19 protein-coding genes are annotated in these 18,310 nt (G+C 72.9%); 10 read left to right on the top strand and 9 right to left on the bottom strand.

Going from position 1 to position 18,310, the window contains the following annotated elements:
- The 9 genes from ACFPZN_RS43350 to ACFPZN_RS43390 form a co-directional block, all read left to right on the top strand.
- The coding region (locus ACFPZN_RS43350; protein WP_378288525.1) for a DNA translocase FtsK at positions 1-701 on the top strand (701 nt) is incomplete at its 5' end.
- 253 nt (positions 702-954) lie between these two features.
- Complete coding sequence (locus tag ACFPZN_RS43355) at positions 955-1,713, top strand: helix-turn-helix domain-containing protein (RefSeq protein ID WP_378288527.1); 759 nt, start codon at positions 955-957, stop codon at positions 1,711-1,713.
- Between the two features lie 99 nt (positions 1,714-1,812).
- The gene (gene rimO, locus ACFPZN_RS43360; RefSeq protein WP_378288529.1) at positions 1,813-3,225 is read left to right on the top strand and encodes a 30S ribosomal protein S12 methylthiotransferase RimO; all 1,413 of its coding nucleotides are present in this window, start codon (positions 1,813-1,815) and stop codon (positions 3,223-3,225) included.
- On the top strand, positions 3,222-3,839 hold the full coding sequence (pgsA, locus tag ACFPZN_RS43365; protein WP_378288531.1) for a CDP-diacylglycerol--glycerol-3-phosphate 3-phosphatidyltransferase: 618 nt from the start codon (positions 3,222-3,224) through the stop codon (positions 3,837-3,839). The genes rimO and pgsA overlap by 4 nt, the downstream gene beginning before the upstream one ends.
- 11 nt (positions 3,840-3,850) lie before the next feature.
- Positions 3,851-4,357: a DUF1990 family protein gene (locus tag ACFPZN_RS43370; protein ID WP_378288533.1), complete on the top strand. Its 507-nt coding sequence runs from the start codon at positions 3,851-3,853 to the stop codon at positions 4,355-4,357.
- Positions 4,358-4,918: 561 nt separating this feature from the next.
- Positions 4,919-6,184 carry a CinA family nicotinamide mononucleotide deamidase-related protein gene (locus tag ACFPZN_RS43375; RefSeq protein WP_378288535.1) on the top strand — a complete coding sequence of 422 codons (1,266 nt, stop codon included), beginning with the start codon at positions 4,919-4,921 and terminating at the stop codon, positions 6,182-6,184.
- 132 nt (positions 6,185-6,316) lie between these two features.
- Positions 6,317-6,670: a helix-turn-helix domain-containing protein gene (locus ACFPZN_RS43380; RefSeq protein WP_378288537.1), complete on the top strand. Its 354-nt coding sequence runs from the start codon at positions 6,317-6,319 to the stop codon at positions 6,668-6,670.
- A 183-nt stretch (positions 6,671-6,853) separates the two neighbouring features.
- The gene (locus tag ACFPZN_RS43385) at positions 6,854-7,321 is read left to right on the top strand and encodes a Dps family protein (RefSeq protein WP_378288539.1); all 468 of its coding nucleotides are present in this window, start codon (positions 6,854-6,856) and stop codon (positions 7,319-7,321) included.
- Between the two features lie 151 nt (positions 7,322-7,472).
- Complete coding sequence (locus ACFPZN_RS43390; protein WP_378288541.1) at positions 7,473-7,985, top strand: hypothetical protein; 513 nt, start codon at positions 7,473-7,475, stop codon at positions 7,983-7,985.
- Between the two features lie 11 nt (positions 7,986-7,996).
- On the opposite strand, the gene ACFPZN_RS43395 is transcribed toward ACFPZN_RS43390, so the two are convergent.
- The 7 genes from ACFPZN_RS43395 to ACFPZN_RS43425 all read right to left on the bottom strand — a co-directional run bounded on the left by ACFPZN_RS43395 (position 7,997) and on the right by ACFPZN_RS43425 (position 15,225).
- Positions 7,997-8,887, bottom strand: coding sequence for a LysR family transcriptional regulator (locus tag ACFPZN_RS43395; protein WP_378288543.1), 891 nt, complete (start codon positions 8,885-8,887; stop codon positions 7,997-7,999).
- Positions 8,888-9,055: 168 nt separating this feature from the next.
- Positions 9,056-9,901, bottom strand: coding sequence for a DNA-formamidopyrimidine glycosylase family protein (locus ACFPZN_RS43400; RefSeq protein WP_378288545.1), 846 nt, complete (start codon positions 9,899-9,901; stop codon positions 9,056-9,058).
- A 66-nt stretch (positions 9,902-9,967) separates the two neighbouring features.
- A complete protein-coding gene (locus tag ACFPZN_RS43405; RefSeq protein WP_378288547.1) occupies positions 9,968-10,432 on the bottom strand; it encodes an RrF2 family transcriptional regulator in 465 nt (154 codons plus the stop codon).
- Positions 10,433-10,492: 60 nt separating this feature from the next.
- On the bottom strand, positions 10,493-11,968 hold the full coding sequence (locus ACFPZN_RS43410; RefSeq protein ID WP_378288549.1) for a glycoside hydrolase family 3 protein: 1,476 nt from the start codon (positions 11,966-11,968) through the stop codon (positions 10,493-10,495).
- Positions 11,965-12,801, bottom strand: a complete 837-nt coding sequence (locus ACFPZN_RS43415; RefSeq protein ID WP_378288551.1) for a carbohydrate ABC transporter permease — start codon at positions 12,799-12,801, stop codon at positions 11,965-11,967. Before ACFPZN_RS43415 ends, ACFPZN_RS43410 begins: the two co-directional genes overlap by 4 nt.
- On the bottom strand, positions 12,798-13,802 hold the full coding sequence (locus tag ACFPZN_RS43420; protein WP_378288553.1) for a carbohydrate ABC transporter permease: 1,005 nt from the start codon (positions 13,800-13,802) through the stop codon (positions 12,798-12,800). Before ACFPZN_RS43420 ends, ACFPZN_RS43415 begins: the two co-directional genes overlap by 4 nt.
- 142 nt (positions 13,803-13,944) lie before the next feature.
- Complete coding sequence (locus tag ACFPZN_RS43425; RefSeq protein ID WP_378288606.1) at positions 13,945-15,225, bottom strand: extracellular solute-binding protein; 1,281 nt, start codon at positions 15,223-15,225, stop codon at positions 13,945-13,947.
- Positions 15,226-15,502: 277 nt separating this feature from the next.
- Here ACFPZN_RS43425 and ACFPZN_RS43430 point away from each other — a divergent pair, with 277 nt between their 5' ends.
- Positions 15,503-16,717: an ROK family transcriptional regulator gene (locus ACFPZN_RS43430; protein WP_378288555.1), complete on the top strand. Its 1,215-nt coding sequence runs from the start codon at positions 15,503-15,505 to the stop codon at positions 16,715-16,717.
- A gap of 78 nt (positions 16,718-16,795) precedes the next feature.
- Here the strand turns inward: ACFPZN_RS43430 and ACFPZN_RS43435 are convergent, their stop codons facing one another.
- Positions 16,796-16,978 (bottom strand): hypothetical protein, encoded by a 183-nt coding sequence (locus ACFPZN_RS43435; protein WP_378288557.1) that lies wholly within the window; start codon positions 16,976-16,978, stop codon positions 16,796-16,798.
- Between the two features lie 107 nt (positions 16,979-17,085).
- Positions 17,086-18,069 carry a hypothetical protein gene (locus ACFPZN_RS43440; RefSeq protein WP_378288559.1) on the bottom strand — a complete coding sequence of 328 codons (984 nt, stop codon included), beginning with the start codon at positions 18,067-18,069 and terminating at the stop codon, positions 17,086-17,088.
- Between the last annotated feature and the right edge of the window lie 241 nt (positions 18,070-18,310).

Raw genomic sequence — 18,310 nt, forward strand, 5'->3', positions numbered from 1 at the left:
TGGTGGCGCCGCGCGACGTGGAGGACTCGGTGGTGCGGATCACCCAGCTGGCGCGCGCGGCGGGGATCCATCTGGTGCTGGCCACGCAGCGGCCGAGCGTGGACGTGGTGACCGGGCTGATCAAGGCGAACGTGCCGTCCCGGCTGGCGTTCGCGACCTCCTCGCTGTCCGACAGCCGGGTCATCCTCGACCAGCCGGGCGCCGAGAAGCTGGTCGGGCAGGGCGACGCTCTGTTCCTGCCGATGGGCGCGAGCAAGCCGATGCGGCTCCAGAACGCCTACGTGGCGGAGAAGGAGATCCACAGCGTCGTCGACCACTGCAAGACGCAGATGGAGGCGGTGTACCGGGAGGACGTCACCGAGACCGCCGGCCCGAAGAAGGAGATCGACGAGGAGATCGGCGACGACATGGACCTGCTGGTGCAGGCGATCGAGCTGGTCGTCAGCACCCAGTTCGGGTCGACGTCGATGCTGCAGCGCAAGCTGCGGGTCGGGTTCGCCAAGGCGGGCCGGTTGATGGACCTGATGGAGAGCCGCGACATCGTCGGGCCGAGCGAGGGGTCCAAGGCGCGGGACGTGCTCGCCAAGCCCGACGATCTGCCCGGCGTCCTGGCCGAGCTCCGCGGCGGAGGCGGCGGTGGTGGCGCGAGTGCCGGCGCGGCCGGATCGGGCGGCGCCGGCGGCGGAGACGCGGGAGGATGATCACCGGCCGGGGGTTCACCGCTTTTTTCCGGACCCTTTCCCGGTCAGACCGTTTCCCGGCGTGCCATCCGGGAGATCTTCATGGCGTGTCGCGATGATCTCGGAACGGCCAGCGAACCGCCCTGGCGGAATGATGCGAAATCTTGCCCTGTTTCGAACGTGTTGCCGCTCGCTGAGTGGGCATTGCGGTTCCTAGACTGGTGTCGCTGGAGTGTGGGGTTTCGGTCATGGTGCGCTCTAAGGGAGGCCCGGCGTGACAATCGGTGAGACCTTGGCGAAGGAGCGCAAGCGGGCCGGTCTCACCCTGACCCAGGTGAGCATGCAGACCCGGATCCGAGAATCGGTGGTCCGGGCGATGGAACAGGACGACTTCAGCACCTGCGGCGGGAACTTCTACGCCCGCGGCCACATCCGTTCGGTCTCCCGCGTCATCGGCATCGACCCCGAGCCGCTGGTCCGCGAATACGACGACTCGCACGGCGGCGCCCCGATGCCCCTTTCCGCGGTGGCCGCGTTCGAGCCCGAGCAGGCGGTGGTGTTCAAGGAGCGCCGCTCGCCGAACTGGAGCGCCGCGATGGCGCTCGCCCTGGCCCTGGTCGTCATCTACGGGATCGTCCACGTGGTCGGCACCGGCGGCGGCCGCGAGCAGCGCACCGCCCGCCAGGTCGCCGGGACGCCCGCCCCGGGCGCCACGTCCACGACGCCGGCCCCGGCGCCGCCCAGGGCCAAGGACCCGGTCGCGGTCGCGCCCCGCAAGGACGTCACCCTCCAGGTCAGAGGGGTGCGCACCACCTGGGTCAACGTGCGGGGCGACAAGGGCCAGCAGCTCTACAGCGGGATGATCCGTCCCGGCCAGACCCGGCGGTGGACCGACCCCAAGAAGATCAGCGTCCTGATCGGCAACGGCGGCGGGCTGCGCCTCACCGTCAACGGCGAGGACCTGGGCACCCCCGGCGAGGGCGGCGGCGTCTACCGGATGAGCTTCACCCCGGACGACCCCGACTCCGCCTGACCCCGGCTCCGCCCGACGTCCGCCGGCGTCCGCACGACGTCCGCGCTGGGTTGAGGGTCTTGGTCGGCGTAGGGCCCGGCGACCATTACCGTTAGGTGCATGTCCACTCGCCGTACGGTCTCCCTCGTCACGCTCGGATGCGCCCGCAACGAGGTCGACTCCGAAGAGCTCGCCGCCCGGATGGAGGAGGCGGGCTGGGGCCTGGCCGACTCCGCCGACGCCGCCGACGTGGTCGTGGTGAACACCTGCGGGTTCATCGACGCGGCCAAGAAGGACTCCATCGACACGCTGCTGGCCGCGCACGACTCCGGTGCCAAGGTGGTCGCGGCCGGCTGCCTGGCCGAGCGGTACGGCGCCGAGCTCGCCGCCGAGCTGCCCGAGGCCGACGCCGTGCTGAGCTTCGACGACTACGCGGGCATCGGCGAGCGGCTGGACGAGGTGATGGCGGGCGTCCGGCGCGACGCGCACACGCCGCGCGACCGCCGCACGCTGCTGCCGATCAGCCCGGTGGAGCGGTCGGCGGCGCAGGAGCGGGAGCGGGTGGCCGTTCCGGGGCACGGCGACCTGCCGGACGGCGTCGCCCCGGCGTCCGGCCCGCGGGTGCTGCGGCGGCGGCTGGGCGGCGGCCCGGTCGCCCCCCTGAAGCTGGCCTCCGGCTGCGACCGGCGCTGCACGTTCTGCGCCATCCCGGCCTTCCGCGGCGCGTACGTGTCGCGCCCGCCGGCGGAGGTGCTGGAGGAGGCGCGCTGGCTGGCCGGGCACGACGTCCGGGAGCTGGTGCTGGTCAGCGAGAACTCCACCTCCTACGGCAAGGACCTCGGCGATCTGCGCGCGCTCGAGGGGCTGCTGCCGGAGCTGGCCGCGGTCGAGGGGATCGAGCGGGTGCGGGCCAGCTATCTGCAGCCCGCCGAGCTGCGCCCCGGACTGATCGAGGTGCTGTGCGGCACGCCGGGCGTCGCGCCCTACTTCGACCTGTCGTTCCAGCACGCCAGCGGCCCGGTGCTGCGCTCGATGCGGCGCTTCGGCGACCGCGAGCGGTTCCTGGAGCTGCTGGACCGGATCCGCGCGCTGGCGCCGGAGGCGGGCGTGCGGTCCAACTTCATCGTCGGGTTCCCGGGTGAGTCGGAGGACGACCTGGAGGAGCTGATGGCCTTCCTGACCGACGCCCGGCTGGACGCGATCGGCGTGTTCGGCTACTCCGACGAGGACGGCACCGAGGCCGCCGGGTTCGACGGCAAGCTCGACCCCGGCGAGGTCTCCGCGCGGGTCGAGGAGGTCACCGCGCTGGCCGAGGAGCTGACCGCGCAGCGCGCCGAAGACCGGATCGGCTCGGAGATCCGCGTGCTGCTGGAGGAGAAGGCGGACGGCGGCGTCGAGGGCCGGGCCGCGCACCAGGCGCCGGAGGTCGACGGCACCGTCCTGGTCCACGGCGACGGCCTGCCGCTGGGGGAGATCGTCACGGCCCGGGTCGTGGGCAGCGACGGCGTGGACCTCGTGGCGGAGATGCCGTGACCGCCGGCGCCGCGGGCACCGCGGACTCGACCCCGCCGCAGGCCGGGGTGTGGAACATCGCCAACGTGCTGACGCTGACGCGGATCGCGCTGGTGCCGGTGTTCGTCTGGCTGCTGTTCCTGGACGGCGGCGGCTGGCGGCTGGCGGCGTTCGCGGTGTTCGCGGTCGCCTCGATCACCGACAAGATCGATGGGGACCTGGCGCGCAGGCGCAACATCGTCACCGACTTCGGCAAGATCGCCGACCCGATCGCCGACAAGGCGCTGACCGGTGCCGCGCTGATCAGCCTGTCCGTGCTGGGCGAGCTGTGGTGGTGGGTGACCGGCGTGATCCTGGTCCGGGAGATCGGCATCACGGTGCTGCGGTTCGTGGTGATCCGGTACGGGGTGATCCCGGCCAGCAAGGGCGGCAAGCTCAAGACGATGCTGCAGGTCATCGCGATCGGCCTGTTCATCCTGCCCGCCCCGTTCGAGCTCGACCCGGTGCGGTGGGCGGCGATGGCGGCGGCGCTGGCGGTCACGGTGGTCACCGGGCTGGACTACGTCGTCCAGGCGTGGCGGCTGCGGCACCAGGGCCGTTCGCGTGCCGGCGGCGGCGCCGGGGCCGGAGCCTAGGCCGGGCCGCCGTGCGCGACTTCACCTACGCCGAGGTCGGCGCCACCCGCAACGCCGACTTCCCGCCCGGCTACCGCCGGCTCCGGGTGCGGGTCGAGCTGGGCTCGGGGCCGGAGGTCATGCGCGACGCCGCGGACGCGCTGATGGAGTTCTGGATGCACCGGGCCCTGCCCGCCCGGGTGGTGGCGTCCGCGCCGCGGGCGGCGGCCGGTGTGGCGGTCGAGGTGGCCTTGGGCGTCGGGCCGCTGAGGCTGTCGGCGCCCTGCCGCGTGGTGTGGGCCGAGGACGGCGAGCGCCGCGCCGGGTGGGCGTACGGGACGCTGCCGGGCCATCCCGCCTCGGGTGAGGAGGCGTTCGTGGTGCACATGGACGACGCGGGCGACGTGTGGTTCACCGTCACCGCGTTCAGCCGTCCCGCGAGCCGTGTGATGCGCCTGGCGGGCCCGCTGGCGCCGGTGTTCCAGCGGGCCTACGCCCGCCGCTGCGCCGCCGTGCTGCGACGCCTCGCACGCTCCTGAGCGCCGTGCGGCCGGGCCGAGTCCTTCGGCCGCCCAGCCGGTTGAGGCCGGCCGGGAGGCGGCCACGATTTTCGGCGCTCCCCTTTGAACGATGATGATTCGAGAACCGGGCGGACGGGGCGAGACCGCCTTTATCCCTGGGATGAAGAAGTCGCTGAAAATTGCATCAGCGTGTTCTGACCGGTATCTTGACCGGCCGATTTCACGCCCCGGTTCGCGCCGCCGTCGCGGAGCGACATTCCACGTCCGAGCAGCAGGAAGACCTCGAGTTGGCGGGTGGTGAGGCGGTCAACGCGGCCGAGCGATCCGGTCCATCGGAGTGCGGTTTCTTCGTGAGCCACTATGCGGGAACCCTCGGTGTTCAGTGGTGGATGAAAGCGCGTTACCGGTTCTCAATGTCTCGCTCCGGCCTGATTCGGACAGCGGCGGGGGTCAACCGCACCCGCCCTCGCCGCGTGCGACCGCGCCCCGGACCGTCCCGCCCACCGCCGGGCATATCGGCGCGGCCCCTGTGCCGTACATTCGGACCGGCGGTCACGGGAGCAGGCGGAGAGGGGCGCGATGCGCGTCGAGCTGGTCACCATCGGGGACGAACTGCTGCTGGGCGACACGGTCAACGGGAACGCGGCCTGGATGGGGCGGCGGCTCGCCGAGCACGGGCTGGAGGTCACCCGCAGCGTCGTGGTGGGGGACGAGCTCGATGTCATCGTCGAGGCGGTGGAGGAGGCGCTGTCCCGCGCCGACGCCGTCATCGCCACCGGCGGTCTCGGCCCCACCTACGACGACCTGACCCGGGACGCGCTCGCCAAGGCGGCAGGGGTCGCGCTGGTCCGGGACGCGGCGCTGGAGCGGCGGCTGCGGGAACGGGTCGCCGCCGCCGGCCGCGAACTGCAGCCGATGGCGCTGCGCATGGCCGACGTCCCCGAGGGCGCCGGGATCCTCGTCAACTCGGCGGGCAGCGCCGCCGGGCTGCGGGTCCGGCTCGGGGGCGGCGTGGTGTACGCGCTGCCGGGCGTCCCGTTCGAGATGCGGACCATGATCGACGAGGTGGTGCTGCCCGAGCTGGCCGGCGAGCACCGGGTCGCGCGGCGCACGCTCCGCACCGCGGGCGTCTGGGAGTCGGTGCTGGCGACCTCGCTCGCCCCGGTGGAGGCGATGGCCGGCATCAGGCTGGCCTACCTGCCCGACCCCGCCGAGGTGAAGATCCGCATCAGCGCCACCGGCGCGGACGCCCCCGGCCTCCTGGACGAGGCGGAGGCGAGCGTCCGCGAACTGCTCGGCGACGTGGTGTACGGCGCCGGCGAGCAGACCCTCGACCGCGTCGTGCACGGGCTGCTGGCGGAACGGTCCGCGACCGTCGCCACCGCCGAGTCGCTGACCGGTGGCCTCATCGGCGCCGAGCTGACCCGGATGCCCGGATCGTCGGCCACCTACGCCGGGGGAATGGTCACCTACTCCACGGCGTTGAAGAACGAACTGCTCGGTGTCCCGGCCGACCTGCTGGAGGCGCACGGAGCGGTCCACCCGGACGTGGCGGCGGCGATGGCCGCCGGGGTCCGGGAACGGCTCGGAGCGACCTATGGGGTCGCTGTGACGGGTGTGGCGGGACCGGAACCACAAGACGGTCAAGCCGTGGGCACGATTTTCGTCGGAGTCGCCTCACCGGGCGGCGAACCCAGAGTGATCAGGCCGTCGCTCCCCGTTCCGGGGGCGGGTCCGGAGATCCGCGAGGTGCTCCGCAGGATGACCGTCGTTCATGCTCTTGAGCAGCTACGACGCGTGATTCTGGGGCTCGGCGCGGGTCCCGCGGAGGCGTCCGGAGCGTGACGTTCGGGAAGAGTTCGGCTGATTACATGGTTACGTTTCCAGCGAACACGAAATCCACGGTCTGCCACGCTCACCTCTGAGCCGGGTACGGTGGAACCCAAGATGGTCCGAACTGAGGGAGGGAGCGAGACGATGGTCCTGCTTCGCCAGCTGCTCGGTGATGTACTGCGGCAGCTGCGGCTGCGCCAGGGACGCACCCTCCGTGAGGTGTCGGCGGCGGCACGGGTCTCCCTCGGCTATCTCTCCGAGGTGGAGCGTGGGCAGAAGGAGGCTTCCTCCGAGCTGCTGTCCTCGATCTGCAAGGCCCTGGGAGTGCCCCTGTCGCACGTGCTGCGCGAGGTGGCCGACCAGCTCGCCCTGGCCGAACTGCAGCACGCGCCGGTCATGGCCGGTGCGCCCGAGCACGAGCACATCTCAACCGAGAGCATTCCGGCCACGCCGGAGGGGATCGCGGACGAGTTCCGCGCGGACATGGTCGCCGCCTGATCCGCGTCCGGGGCGGGCCTTCGGGCCGCCGGTGCGTACGAGCATGTCCTCGTTCGCCCGGGTACCGGGTGCATGCGGGTGCCTGCCCGGTGTGTGCCTGCTCACGGGTGAACGCGGCATGACCGGGGATTCTTCTGTGTTGTAACGAACCAGAGCGCAACGACGCGGAAGGAGCCAGGACCAATGGTGGCGGTGAAGAGCCCCCTCGACGACGCGGCCCGGAAGACGACGGGCGAGGCGCTGCAGGGCGCGCTGGTCGACCTGATCGACCTCGCGCTGTACGCCAAGCAGGCGCACTGGAACCTGACCGGTCGCAACTTCAAGGTCGTGCACGAGCACCTGGACGAGGTCGTCGACCTCGCCCGCCAGTACCAGGACGAGGTCGCCGAGCGCGCGGTGGCGATCGGGGTGAACCCCGACGGGCGCGCCCGCACGGTCGCCGACCGCACGCAGGTCCCGCAGTTGGAGGCCGGTCACCTGGCCGACGACAAGGTCGTGGCCGCGGTGACCGACGTGCTGGCGCAGCTGATCGCGCGGTTCCGGGAGCGGGTGGCGGCGACCGACGAGCCCGACCCGGTGACCCAGGACCTGCTGATCGAGATCACGGCGGCGCTGGAGAAGCAGCACTGGATGTTCCAGGCCCAGGTCTGACCGGTCCCGGAAGACAGATCGACGCGAAGACGGATCGACGCGACGACGGACTGAAACCCTTCGACGAGCCCCCGGCCGCAACCGGCCGGGGGCTCGTCGTCTTCCTGCCCGGATCCGGCCGCAACCGGCGGGGGCGCCGCCGCGTCCAACCGTGATGGGCTCCTATGCGAAGGCGGCGGCGCTGGCGTGCGGCCTGGTCGTCCTCACCGCGTGCGGCGGCGGCGCGTCCGACGCCGGCCGGCCGTGCACGATGATCGCGGCAAGGCAGGGCGTCGGGCTGGAGATCCCCGCCCCGTACGCCGCGAAGGTCGCCGAGGCGACCATGAGGATCTGCTGGAACGGCACCTGCCACCAGCCGGAGATCCACCTGAGCGGCACCAGCAGGTCCGTGCCGCAGGGCTGCACCGGCGACGGGCCCGACGCCGTCTGCGGCGCGTCCGCCTCGCCCGACGGCGGCAAGCAGGGTTTCGCCGCCGTCACGGGCCTGCCCACCGCCCCGGTCCAGGTCACCGTCACGCTGCGGGACGTCCAGGGCGAGCGGCTGCTCCACCAGAAGGTCGACGTGACGCCGCACGTCACCTACCCGAACGGCAGGCACTGCGGTAAAGGCGACCCCCAGGCCGGTCTCGTCGTCCAGGACGGCAAGGTCACCGTTCGCCGCTGACCGTGGGGATGTCACCTCGGGGGAAGGTGCTCCAGCACGGTCTCGGCGAACTCGACGGCCAGCGGGCTCAGCGCGTCCCAGCGGCGGACGGCCCAGCCGGCCACCAGCGGCGGCAGCTCGGGGATCGGCACCAGCCGGAGGATGCCGCCCGACCCGTACGTCCAGCCGGGGAGGGCGGGCAGGACGGCGCGGCCCAGCCCGAGCTCGGCGAGCAGCAGCGCGGTGTCCCAGTCGGCGACGCTGGCGGTGGGGACCAGCCGGACGCCGTGCCGGTCGAGGTGGCTCCGGAGATGGACGCGCGAGGTGGAGTGCTCGGGCAGGTCGATGTGCGAGATGCCGTCCAGCTCCGCCAGCCCGATCCGGGGGCGGTGGCAGAGCGGGTCGTCGGTGCGGACCGCCAGCATCCAGGGCATCTCGTACGAGGGGCGCTGCTCCACCCCGTCGAGCGGCGGCCCGACCGTGACCCAGGCCAGGTCGGCCTGGCGCGTCCGGACGGCCTCCAGGCAGCGGCGGCTGGAGTTGGCCGTCTCGAACGCCAGTGTCACCTCGGGGTGACGCTCGCGGAAGGCGACGACGCCCTGCGCCATGAAGTGGCGGACGGTGGTCGCGCCCGTCGCGATCCGCACCGTGCCGCCGGTGCCGCGGCGCATGTCGTCCAGCCTGCTCAGGGCCGTGCCGAGGCCGGCCAGGCCCTCCGCGGCGGCCTCGTAGAGGATCTGGCCGGCTCCGGTCGGGGCCACCCCGCGGGGGCGCCGCTCCAGCAGGACCAGCCCGGTCTCCCGTTCCAGGCGCTTGACGTGCTGGCTCACGGCCGACTGGCTGCACGACAGGTCCCGGGCGACGGCGCTCAGGTTCCGCGCCTCGCACACGGCCACGAAGACCCGCAGATCGTCCAAGGTCATGGCATTAGAAGGTAGAGCTGGGAGACAGCCAAGTAAACCCGAGAATTGACTTGGGTGGACGCACGGGCGGACGATCAGTGCACGGGCGCAGGATCCGGCGACCCGAGCAGGCGGCGACCCGTCCGGACGTGTGGACCCGGGCGGGCGCCGACCCCGTGGACCGGGGGCTCAGGCAGTGGGCGGCTGGCAGCGGGGGCACCAGAACGTGACGCGCTCGCCGGCGTCGGAGTCCTGGTCGGCGCGGCGGACGCGGGCGCCGCAGCGGCGGCACGGGCGCCCGGCCCGGCCGTACACCCAGTGCTCCCGGCCGGGGCGGCGGTCGCCGGTGGTGATGTGCCCGTGGCGCTCCTTGTTGGCGTTCAGCAGGCGGCGGGAGAGGTCCACGACCGCGGGCAGGTCGGGCACGTCCCGGACCGGGGTCCAGGGGTCGACGCCGCGGAGGAAGAGGATCTCGGCCTTGTAGACGTTGCCGATCCCCGCCAGCAGGCTCTGGTCGAGCAGTGCCTCGCCGATCGGGCGCTCCGGGCGCTCCGACAGCCGCCGCACGGCCTCGGCGGCGAGCGCGGGCGACCAGCCGGGGTCGAGGAGATCGGGTCCGAGCCGGTCGACGACGCGGGACTCCTGCCCGGTCGGGAAGATCTCCAGGATGCCGAGGGAGTAGCCGAGCGCCTGCCATTCGGCGTTGGCCAGGACGGCCCGCAGCCGGTGGTCGCGGGGCGGCGGCGGCCCGGCCTCGCGGATCCGCCAGCGGCCGTCCATGAGCAGGTGGGTATGGACGGTCAGGCCGCCGCCCGTTCCGGACGAGGCCGCGGCGGCCTGGGCGCCGGCCCCCGGAGGAGGCCCGACTCGGATCAGCAGGTGCTTCCCCCGGGACACGACCTCCTCGACGGTGCGGCCGCGCAGGTCGGCGGTGGCGAGCCGCGGCACCCGGAAGTCCGACCGCGTCAGCACCCGCCCGGCCAGCGCCTCGCGCAGTCGCCGGGCGGTCAGCCAGACGGCGTCGCCCTCGGGCATGGTCGCGCCTCCCCTCCGCGCCGGCCGGTCGGCGGGCCCGCGCGTGGCGGCCCGCCGTCGGCCGCGTCAGATGAAGGAGGGGCTCTCCCAGGCGGCCGGGTCCTCGGTCAGCTTGCGCACCGGATCGGGCAGCTTGCCCCCCGCGATGTGCGCGAGGGACACCTGCTCCAGGATGGCCCGCTCGCTGGCGCGCAGCGCGATCCACACCTCCTGTAGGGAGCGCGCGGGACCCTCGTACCCGACGTGCTCGGGACGCTCGCCTCGCACGCCCAGCAGGGGGCCGTCGATCGCACGGATGATGTCGGCCATGGAGATCTGCTCGGCCGGGCGGGCCAGCCAGTAGCCGCCCTCCGGACCGCGCTGGCTCCGGACCAGACCGGAACGGCGCAGCTGGCCGAGGATGTTCTCCAGGAATTTGGGCGGGATCTGCTGGGCCTCGGCGAGCTGGACCGCGGTCACCGGATGACTTCCGGCGACCGCCAGCTCGGCGGCGGCACGCAACGCGTAGTCGACCCGGGCGGACAATCGCATGAACGTATTATCCCTTGCCGATCGGAGTGGTCCGGCTTTCCCCCCCCGTCCCTCGGGTGGTCAGGCGAGGCCGAGGCGTTCGGCGGCCGCCTGGGCGTTGGCGTGCGCGGCGCCGTATGTGGCCAGGTGGACGGCCCCCTCGGGCGACCAGACGGGCAGGCCCATCTCGACCAGCACGGCGTCCGGGCGGGCCGCCAGCAGCGCGGTGGCCGCGGACCGCTGGACGGCGTGCCGGTGCGCGTCGCGCAGCACGATGACCAGCCCCCGGCCCCCGGCGCGGTCCAGGACCGACTCCACGTCCCCGTCCGTTCCGGCGGCCCGCACGGCGTCGGGCGCCCACGGGCTCAGGCCCCAGGGGGTCGGGCCGACCGCGATGTTGCCGGTCGACTCCAGCTCGACGACCAGCGGCCCCGTCCCGGAGCTCCAGCGGGGCAGCACGCCGGTGAGGCGCAGCGCGCGCCGGGCCGCCTCCAGCCCAGCCTCGCGGTCGGCCGCCGCGGCGCCGGGCCCGGTCGGCCAGTCCTGACGCTGGCCGGTCCGCTCGGCCGCGTCCGCCAGGCGCTCCGCCGGCAGCCGCCCGGCCCGCACCGCCTCCTCGACGGCGGCGACCGTGGCCCGCACGCTCGCCTCGTGCTCGCGCGCCCCCAGGCACAGCAGGTCCGCCCCCGCGAGCAGCGCCCGCACCCCGGCCTCCGGGATGCCGATCGCGCCGCTGGCGCCGTCCATGTCCAGCGCGTCGGTGACGATCACGCCGTCGTAGCCGAGCCGCTCGCGCAGCAGCCCGCTGATCGCCGCGTGCGACAGCGTCGCCGGGACCCCGGCGGTGATCGCCGGGAGGTCGAGATGCCCGGTCATCACCGACCGCGTCCCCGCCTCGATCGCCGCCCGGAACGGCCGGAACTCGCGCCGGTCCAGCAGCTCCAGATCGGCGTCCACGACCGGGACGCCCAGATGGGAGTCCTCGACCGTGGCGCCGTGGCCGGGGAAGTGCTTGGCGCACGCCGCCACGCCCGCCTCCTGCGTCCCGGTGACGGCCGCGGCGGCGTGCCGGGCCACCAGCGCCGCGTCCGCGCCGAACGACCGCGTCCCGATGACCGGGTTGTCGGCGGCGGTGTTGACGTCCACCGACGGGGCGAAGTTGAGGTTCACGCCCACCTCGGCCAGCTCCGCGCCCAGCGAGCGGTACACGCGGCGGGTCAGCGCCGGGTCGTCGACGGCGCCGAGCGCGGCGTTGCCCGGGTACGGGCTGCCGGTGAGATGGCCGCCGAGCCGGGTGACGTCGCCGCCCTCCTCGTCGATCGCGACCAGCGGCGCGGCGACCTTGCGCAGCCCGGCGGTCAGCGCCGCCAGCGCCTCGGTGTCGGGCACGTTGCCGTTGATCGCGAACAGCGTCACCCCGGCCAGGCCGCGCTCCAGCTCGTCCAGCAGCCACCGCGGCGGCACGGCCCCCGCGAACGCCGGCAGCAGCGTCCCGCGCGCCAGCCGGGAGATCTCGTCGTCGCCGGTCCGGCCGGTCCGGCCGGTCTGCCTGGTCATCCTTTAACCGCCCCCGTCACCAGGCCGGACACCATCCGGCGCTGCACGATGAGAAAGAAGATCATTACCGGGATCGTGAACAGCGTGGACGCCGCCATGATCGAGCCCCACTCCACCTGCGTCCGCCCGAAGTGGTACGACAGCGTCAGCGGCAGCAGGAAGTTCTCCTGGTCCTTCAGGAACGCGAAGGCGATCACGAACTCGTTCCACGCCGTCACGAACGAGAAGATGCTGGTGGCCACCAGCCCGGGCGCCACCAGCGGGAAGGTGATCCGCCAGAACACCGTCCGGCCGGACGCGCCGTCGATCGCCGCCGCCTCCTCCAGCTGGCGCGGCACCGCCGCCACGAACCCGCGCAGCATCAGGATCGAGAAGCCCAGCGACGACCCGACATAGACGATGATCACCCCGGTGAGGCTGTTGAGCAGCTGCAGCCGCTGGGCGTTCAGCATCAGCGGCAGCAGCAGCGCCTCCAGCGGCACCATCTGCACGATGATCAGCATCACCAGGAAGCCGGAGCGGCCGCGGAACCCGGCGCGCGCCACCGCGTACGCCGCCAGCAGCGCCAGCACCCCCGACACCGCCACCGTGACCAGCGCCACGATCGCGCTGTTGAGGAAGAAGTGGAACAGCCCGAACTCCAGGCCCTGGCCGCTGATCACGTTCGTGAAGTGCGACAGCGTCCAGTCCCGCGGGACGGGCAGCGGGGTGTCGGCGTTGATGTCCTCGTCGGTCTTGAACGCGGTCATCACCATCCAGAACACCGGGAAGACCGCGAACAGGAAGACCAGCAGGCCCGCGCCGTTCAGCCCGATCCGCCTCCACGCGGTCACGTGACCTCCCCCTGCCGGACCATGACCCGGACGTAGAACGCTGTGAAGACGAGCAGGATCACCGTGAGGATGAGCGCGATCGCGCCGCCGAGGCCGTACTTGGCGGGGAAGGCCACCGCCGAGGAGTAGGCGTACATCGCCAGGTTGAACGAGTCGCGGTTGGCCGTGCCGCCGGACAGGAAGTACAGCTGGGTGAAGACCTTGAAGTCCCAGATGATCGACAGCACGGTCAGGACGAGGAACACCGGCCGCAGCAGCGGGAAGGTGATCCGCCAGAAGGTCCGCCAGGGGCCCGCGCCGTCGACGCGCGCCGCCTCGTACAGCTCGCCCGGCACGCTCTTGAGCCCGGCCAGCACCGACACCGCGATGAACGGGAACGACTGCCACACCACGCACAGCACCAGCACGACGTAGGTGGTGCCGCGGCTGCCGAACCAGTTGTAGTCCGCCCAGCCGGTGCCGGCCAGCCAGTCCGGCAGCAGCTCCAGGAACCAGGGGACCAGGCCGCCGCCCGGCGTGAACAGCCACTTGAAGACGATCGCCGCGGAGATCCCCGGGGTCGCCCAGGCCAGCAGCGCCCCGGACGACACCAGCAGCGACATCTTGCGGCCCAGCCGGTTCAGGAGGAGGCCCACCAGCGTGCCCAGCACCATCGTGATGACCACCATGGCGGCGGCGGAGACGACGGTGTTGACCAGCACCCGCCAGAAGAAGGCGTCGCCCAGGATGGTGCGGAAGTTCTCCAGGCCGACGTTCTCGGCCGGGACCACCCCGCGGGCCTCCCGCGACCCGATCTTGTGGAACGACATCCAGACCAGCTGGCCGATCGGGTACAGGATCAGCACCCCGATGACCGCGACGGTGGGCGCGATCAGCAGGTAGGGGCCCCATCTCCCGCGGCTCGGGGAGCGGGGGCCGGAACGTGGGCGGCGGCGGCCCGCGGACGGACCGGATCCGGTCCGGTCCGGTGCGCGGCCCGCCACCTGAACGGTCTGCGCCATCGGCGGCCCATCCTCAGGTGATCTCGGATGCTCAGCGGTGCTCAGTGGTGCTCAGCGGTGCTCGGTGGTCGGGGGCGGCTCGGCGGCGCCGGGCTCCGGGGGAGGTCGTCCGCGGAGCCCGGCACCGCCGGGTGCGGCCGGATCAGCTCTGGTTGAGCGTGTCGGCCATGTCCTTGTTGGCCTTGGCCACCGCCTGGTCCAGCGGCGTCCCGTTCATGATCTCCTTGAGCATGGTCGGGATGATCTTCTTGTTGAGGTCGGCCTCGGTCCAGTTGGCCGTCTTCGGCGACCCCTTGACGTTGGCCATCTGCCGCGCCGCCGGCCCCTGCACCGGGTCGGAGGCGTAGCCGCCGCCCTGCAGCAGGTCGTTGAACTGCGGGAAGAACTTCAGCCCGTCCGCGAACGCCTTGGCGTTCTTCTTGCTCGCCACCGAGGTCAGGTAGTCGAACGCGACGCCCTGGCTCTTGCCGTCCTTCCAGACCGCCAGGTGCGAGCCGCCGGCGAAGGCCGGGCCGACCTGCCCGGTGGGCGTCGGGATGGTGAACGCGCTCATCTTCGACGTGTGCTTCTTGCTGATCTCCTCGATCTGCGGCAGCGTCCAGGCGCCGTCGACGTACATCGCGGTCCGGCCGTTGGCGAAGTCGCGCTGCGGGCCGGCCAGCTCGTTCACGCCGATGTACTTCTTGGGCGCCACGCCGTCGCGGACCAGCCCGGTGTAGAAGTCGATCGCCTTCTTCGACTCGGGGGTGTCCAGCTTGGCGACCCACCGGTCGCCCTCCTTGACCGCGATGTCGCCGCCCGCGCCCCACAGGAAGCTGGCGAAGCCGTTGGTGAAGTCGCTGGGCGCGGCGATGCCGGCGATGTCGCCGCCCTCGGCGTCCTGGATCTTCTTGGCCGCGGCCTTCAGCTCGTCCCAGGTCTTGGGCGGCTGCACCTGGTGCTTCTGGAACAGGTCGGTGCGGTACCAGACGACCCGGACGCCTGCGTACCACGGCACCGCGTAGGTCTTGCCGTCCAGCCGGCCGAGCTCCACCGAGCCCTTGATCAGGTCTTTGCCCTCGGCCCAGCCGCCGAACCGCGAGGTCACGTCGGCCAGGGCGTCCTGGGCGGCCCAGGTCACCGCCTGGTCGTTGCCGATCTCCACGACGTCGGGCCCCTGGCCGGTGTTGAGGGCGTCCTGGAGCTTCTTGGTGGCGTCGGGCCAGGGGACGTACACGACCTCGACGTCGGTCTTGGGATGCTGTTTCTGGAAGTCCGCCTTGGCCTGCGCCAGGACCTTGTCCTGGGGCTCGTTGGCGGCGCCCATGAACCACGCGGTGATCTTCGCGGGGTCCTTGCCCGTGGAGCTGTTCTTGTCGTCGCCGCCGCCACCGCAGGCGGACAGGCCGATCGCCAGGGCGGCACCGAGGGCCGCAAATCTCACGATCTTCAAGGGGGTCTCCTTTTCCGGCGCAGGCCGCGCGGTCACGGGCTCCCCGGGCGGATGCGGTGGTGAGGGGCCGGACCGTTTAAAGTCCAGCCATGCCTCCTCAGTCCCGCGCCTCGTCCGCGGAGCGCCGGGCCCGCCGGCCGGCGCGACGCCTGCGTCCGTGCCGTTCACCGGGGCGGTGGACGCCTGCTGTAAACTAACAAGAAACTTTCCTAAACAAAACGTCCGTTAGCGGCCGTTAGCGGATTGAGACTTCGAGGGGACGCCGAGCATGGCCCCACGTCCCGGGACCCCCCGGCTGCTGCGTGAGCTCAACGACCGTGCCGCGCTGGACCTGCTGGTGCGGCGCGGCCCGCTGACCCGCGCGCAGATCGGCGAGCACACCGGGCTGTCCAAGGTCACCGCCTCCCAGCTGCTGTCCCGGCTGGAGGAGCGCGGGCTGGTCGAGGTCGCCGGCGAGCAGGCGGGCGGCCGCGGCCCCAACGCGGCGCTGTACGCGGTGGTGCCCTCCAGCGCCTACGTCGCCGGAGTGGAGGTGGGGCCCGACGGCGTCACCGCCGGGGTCGCCGACATCACCGGCGCCATCATCGCCCAGGTCACCGCCGACCCCAACGGCGCCGACGACCCGGTCAAGCTCGTCCACAACGCCGTGGCCAAGGCGTGCCGGTCGGCGAAGGTCGCGCTCAAACGGCTCAACGCCTTCGTCATCGGCAGCCCCGGCGTGGTCGACCCCCGCTCCGGCGACGTGCAGTTCGCCTTCGACCTGCCCGCCTGGCACGAGGGCGTGCTGGCCGCGCTGCGCACCGACCTGCGCCGTCCCGTCACCATCGAGAACGACGCCAACCTGGCCGCCGTCGCCGAACGCGCCTACGGCGCCGCCCGGGACGCCGACGACTTCGCCCTCATGTGGCTGGACCGCGGCATGGGACTGTCGATCATGCTGGGCGGGCGGCTGCACCGCGGCCGGTCGGGCGGCGCGGGCGAGATCGGCTACCTGCCCGTCCCCGGCGCGCCCCTCCCCGTCGGCGAGGCCCGCCGCGGCAAGGGCGAGGAAGGGCTCACCGAGTCCACCACCTGGGACATCCCGGCGCTGGCGGGCGGCTACGGATCACTGGTGGGCGCGGACGCGGTACGGGGGCTCGCGCACGCCCACGGGATCCACGAGGCCACGGCCATCGACTGCGTGCGCGCGGCGGCGGCCGACGAGGAACGGGGCGGGGACTTCCTCGACGAGCTCGCCGACCGCGTCTCCTACGGCGTCACCTCGGTCAACATCGTCCTGGACCCCGGACTGGTGGTGCTGTCGGGGCAGCTCGGACGCGCCGGCGGCCGGCCACTGGCCGAACGCATCGAACGGGTCGTGGGACGCATCAGCCCGACCCGTCCCCGCATAGCGGTGACGGAGGTGGAGGGCAACCCCGTCCTGCGCGGAGCGCTGCACGCCGCCCTGGAACAGGCCCGCGACGAGGTCTTCTCCACCCCCTGAAGCGCTGCCCCGCCCCGGCACGGCGTCCCCCGACGGACGGCCGCGGGCGGGTGGGCGGACTGAGGACCTACCCTGACGTCACTCGGCGGCGGCGGCCGTGGCGGCGGCCGTGGCGGCGGCCGGAGCGTGCGTGCGCGTCGGGGTTCCCGATGAGGTGCCGTGGACCCGGCGCGGATCGCGCAGGGCCCGGTCGATGACCGTCCTGTTGATGACCTGACGCTTGCGCCGCTGAGCGGCGGCGTACCGTGTGGTGGGTGTCATGTCATTTCCCCGTTCCGCGGTGACCTCATCGCCACCGCAACCCCATTGCGCCTGATCATCCCAGGAAAGGGGGCGGGCGCGGATCCGCCTGTGGGATGAAATCGGGGTCAGACCTTCTGCCGAGGTCCTTCCAGACCGAGATATCCGGCGGTGTAGGCCAGCGCCCGTACGGCGCGCTCGGCCGTGTGACGTGGGCAATGCCACGCGCCGCGGTCCAGCCGCGGATCGTCGCTTCCAAAACCGGCCAGGGCCCGCGCATACCGCAGAAGTGTGCGCGGCGGAACGTCCGGATGGCCATTGGCGTGCGGGCAGGGAAGGGCCGGCGTGGCCAGATCGATGATCGCCAGGGCATCTCTGTAGATGGACACCATGGCGGGCGGAGTGGTGCACCAGTAACAGTGCTGGGCCGCGAAACACACCGTGAGGAACAGCCCCAGCCGTTCCTCGGCGGTGAGGGTCCCGGCCGGGGCGACGACGAGCCTGCGGGCCGCCCAGACGGCCGCCTGCTCCGCCAGGTCGTTCGGCCCGCCGGGGCGCTGGCGCTCGACCGTCAGCGTCAGCCGCTCGATGTCGATCCCGCCGCCGGGGGTGAGGAAGTAGGCGTCCAGGTCCGCGGTGTCGGGCGCCTCGAAGCGGGCCCGCCGGCCGTTCCGCAGCGTGGTCAGCGCGCTGCGGGCCAGCCCGGCGAGGAAGGCGGGGCAGCGCAGGTCCTCGCGGTCGCCGAGGTCCTCACGGTCGCCGAGGTCGCCGACCAGGGCGGCGACGGTCTCGTGATCGTCGGCGGGGGCATGGCGGTGCGCTCCGGGCCCGGGGCAGCCGCCCACGCCGTACGCCGCCACCGCCCGTTCCGCCGCCGCGATCAGCGCGTCGACCACCGCGACCCGCCGGACCCGCCAGATCGCGTACGGCGAGGTCGCGTACAGGGCGAGGGTCAGCGCCGGGGCGTCGCCGCCGTCCGGGGCGGCGGCCAGCCGCGCCGCCAGCCAGGACAGCACCGCGGGCGGGTCGCAGGAGGCGCGGCCGGTCACGATGCCGCGCAGATCGCGGGCCAGCCCGCGGTGGTCGAGCGTGCCGTCGTCCTTCAGGTACACCGTTGCTCCCGGTCGCGGCAGGACGGTACTGGTGATCGTTGGGACGGCCCGCACCCGAACCGGGTTCCGCGTCCGGACGGAGCGTGCGGTGCCGGGTGGCGGATCGAGTGGGAGGTGGTGGGGCGGTCGGGCCGGTCGCGGACGCTGGGATCATGGGGGTGGGCCGTGCGCGGGTCGGGCGGCCCGGGCCCGGCCGTCCCGGCCGGGAGACGGAGCGAGTACACGGTGGTGTGCCGGGAGG

Origin of the sequence: Actinomadura rugatobispora (assembly GCF_042656285.1) — a bacterium.
In the GTDB taxonomy this organism is placed as follows: Bacteria; Actinomycetota; Actinomycetes; order Streptosporangiales; family Streptosporangiaceae; genus Spirillospora; species Spirillospora rugatobispora.

Bases quoted from the DNA above. Each gene is read 5' to 3' on its own strand.
- ACFPZN_RS43380 (WP_378288537.1), top strand. From the start codon at position 6,317: ATGGTCCTGCTTCGCCAGCTGCTCGGTGATGTACTGCGGCAGCTGCGG.
- ACFPZN_RS43395 (WP_378288543.1), bottom strand. From the start codon at position 8,887: ATGACCTTGGACGATCTGCGGGTCTTCGTGGCCGTGTGCGAGGCGCGG.
- rimO (WP_378288529.1), top strand. From the start codon at position 1,813: ATGTCCACTCGCCGTACGGTCTCCCTCGTCACGCTCGGATGCGCCCGC.
- ACFPZN_RS43405 (WP_378288547.1), bottom strand. From the start codon at position 10,432: ATGCGATTGTCCGCCCGGGTCGACTACGCGTTGCGTGCCGCCGCCGAG.
- ACFPZN_RS43400 (WP_378288545.1), bottom strand. From the start codon at position 9,901: ATGCCCGAGGGCGACGCCGTCTGGCTGACCGCCCGGCGACTGCGCGAG.
- ACFPZN_RS43420 (WP_378288553.1), bottom strand. From the start codon at position 13,802: ATGGCGCAGACCGTTCAGGTGGCGGGCCGCGCACCGGACCGGACCGGA.
- ACFPZN_RS43430 (WP_378288555.1), top strand. From the start codon at position 15,503: ATGGCCCCACGTCCCGGGACCCCCCGGCTGCTGCGTGAGCTCAACGAC.
- ACFPZN_RS43435 (WP_378288557.1), bottom strand. From the start codon at position 16,978: ATGACACCCACCACACGGTACGCCGCCGCTCAGCGGCGCAAGCGTCAG.
- ACFPZN_RS43375 (WP_378288535.1), top strand. From the start codon at position 4,919: ATGCGCGTCGAGCTGGTCACCATCGGGGACGAACTGCTGCTGGGCGAC.
- ACFPZN_RS43385 (WP_378288539.1), top strand. From the start codon at position 6,854: ATGGTGGCGGTGAAGAGCCCCCTCGACGACGCGGCCCGGAAGACGACG.
- ACFPZN_RS43410 (WP_378288549.1), bottom strand. From the start codon at position 11,968: ATGACCAGGCAGACCGGCCGGACCGGCCGGACCGGCGACGACGAGATC.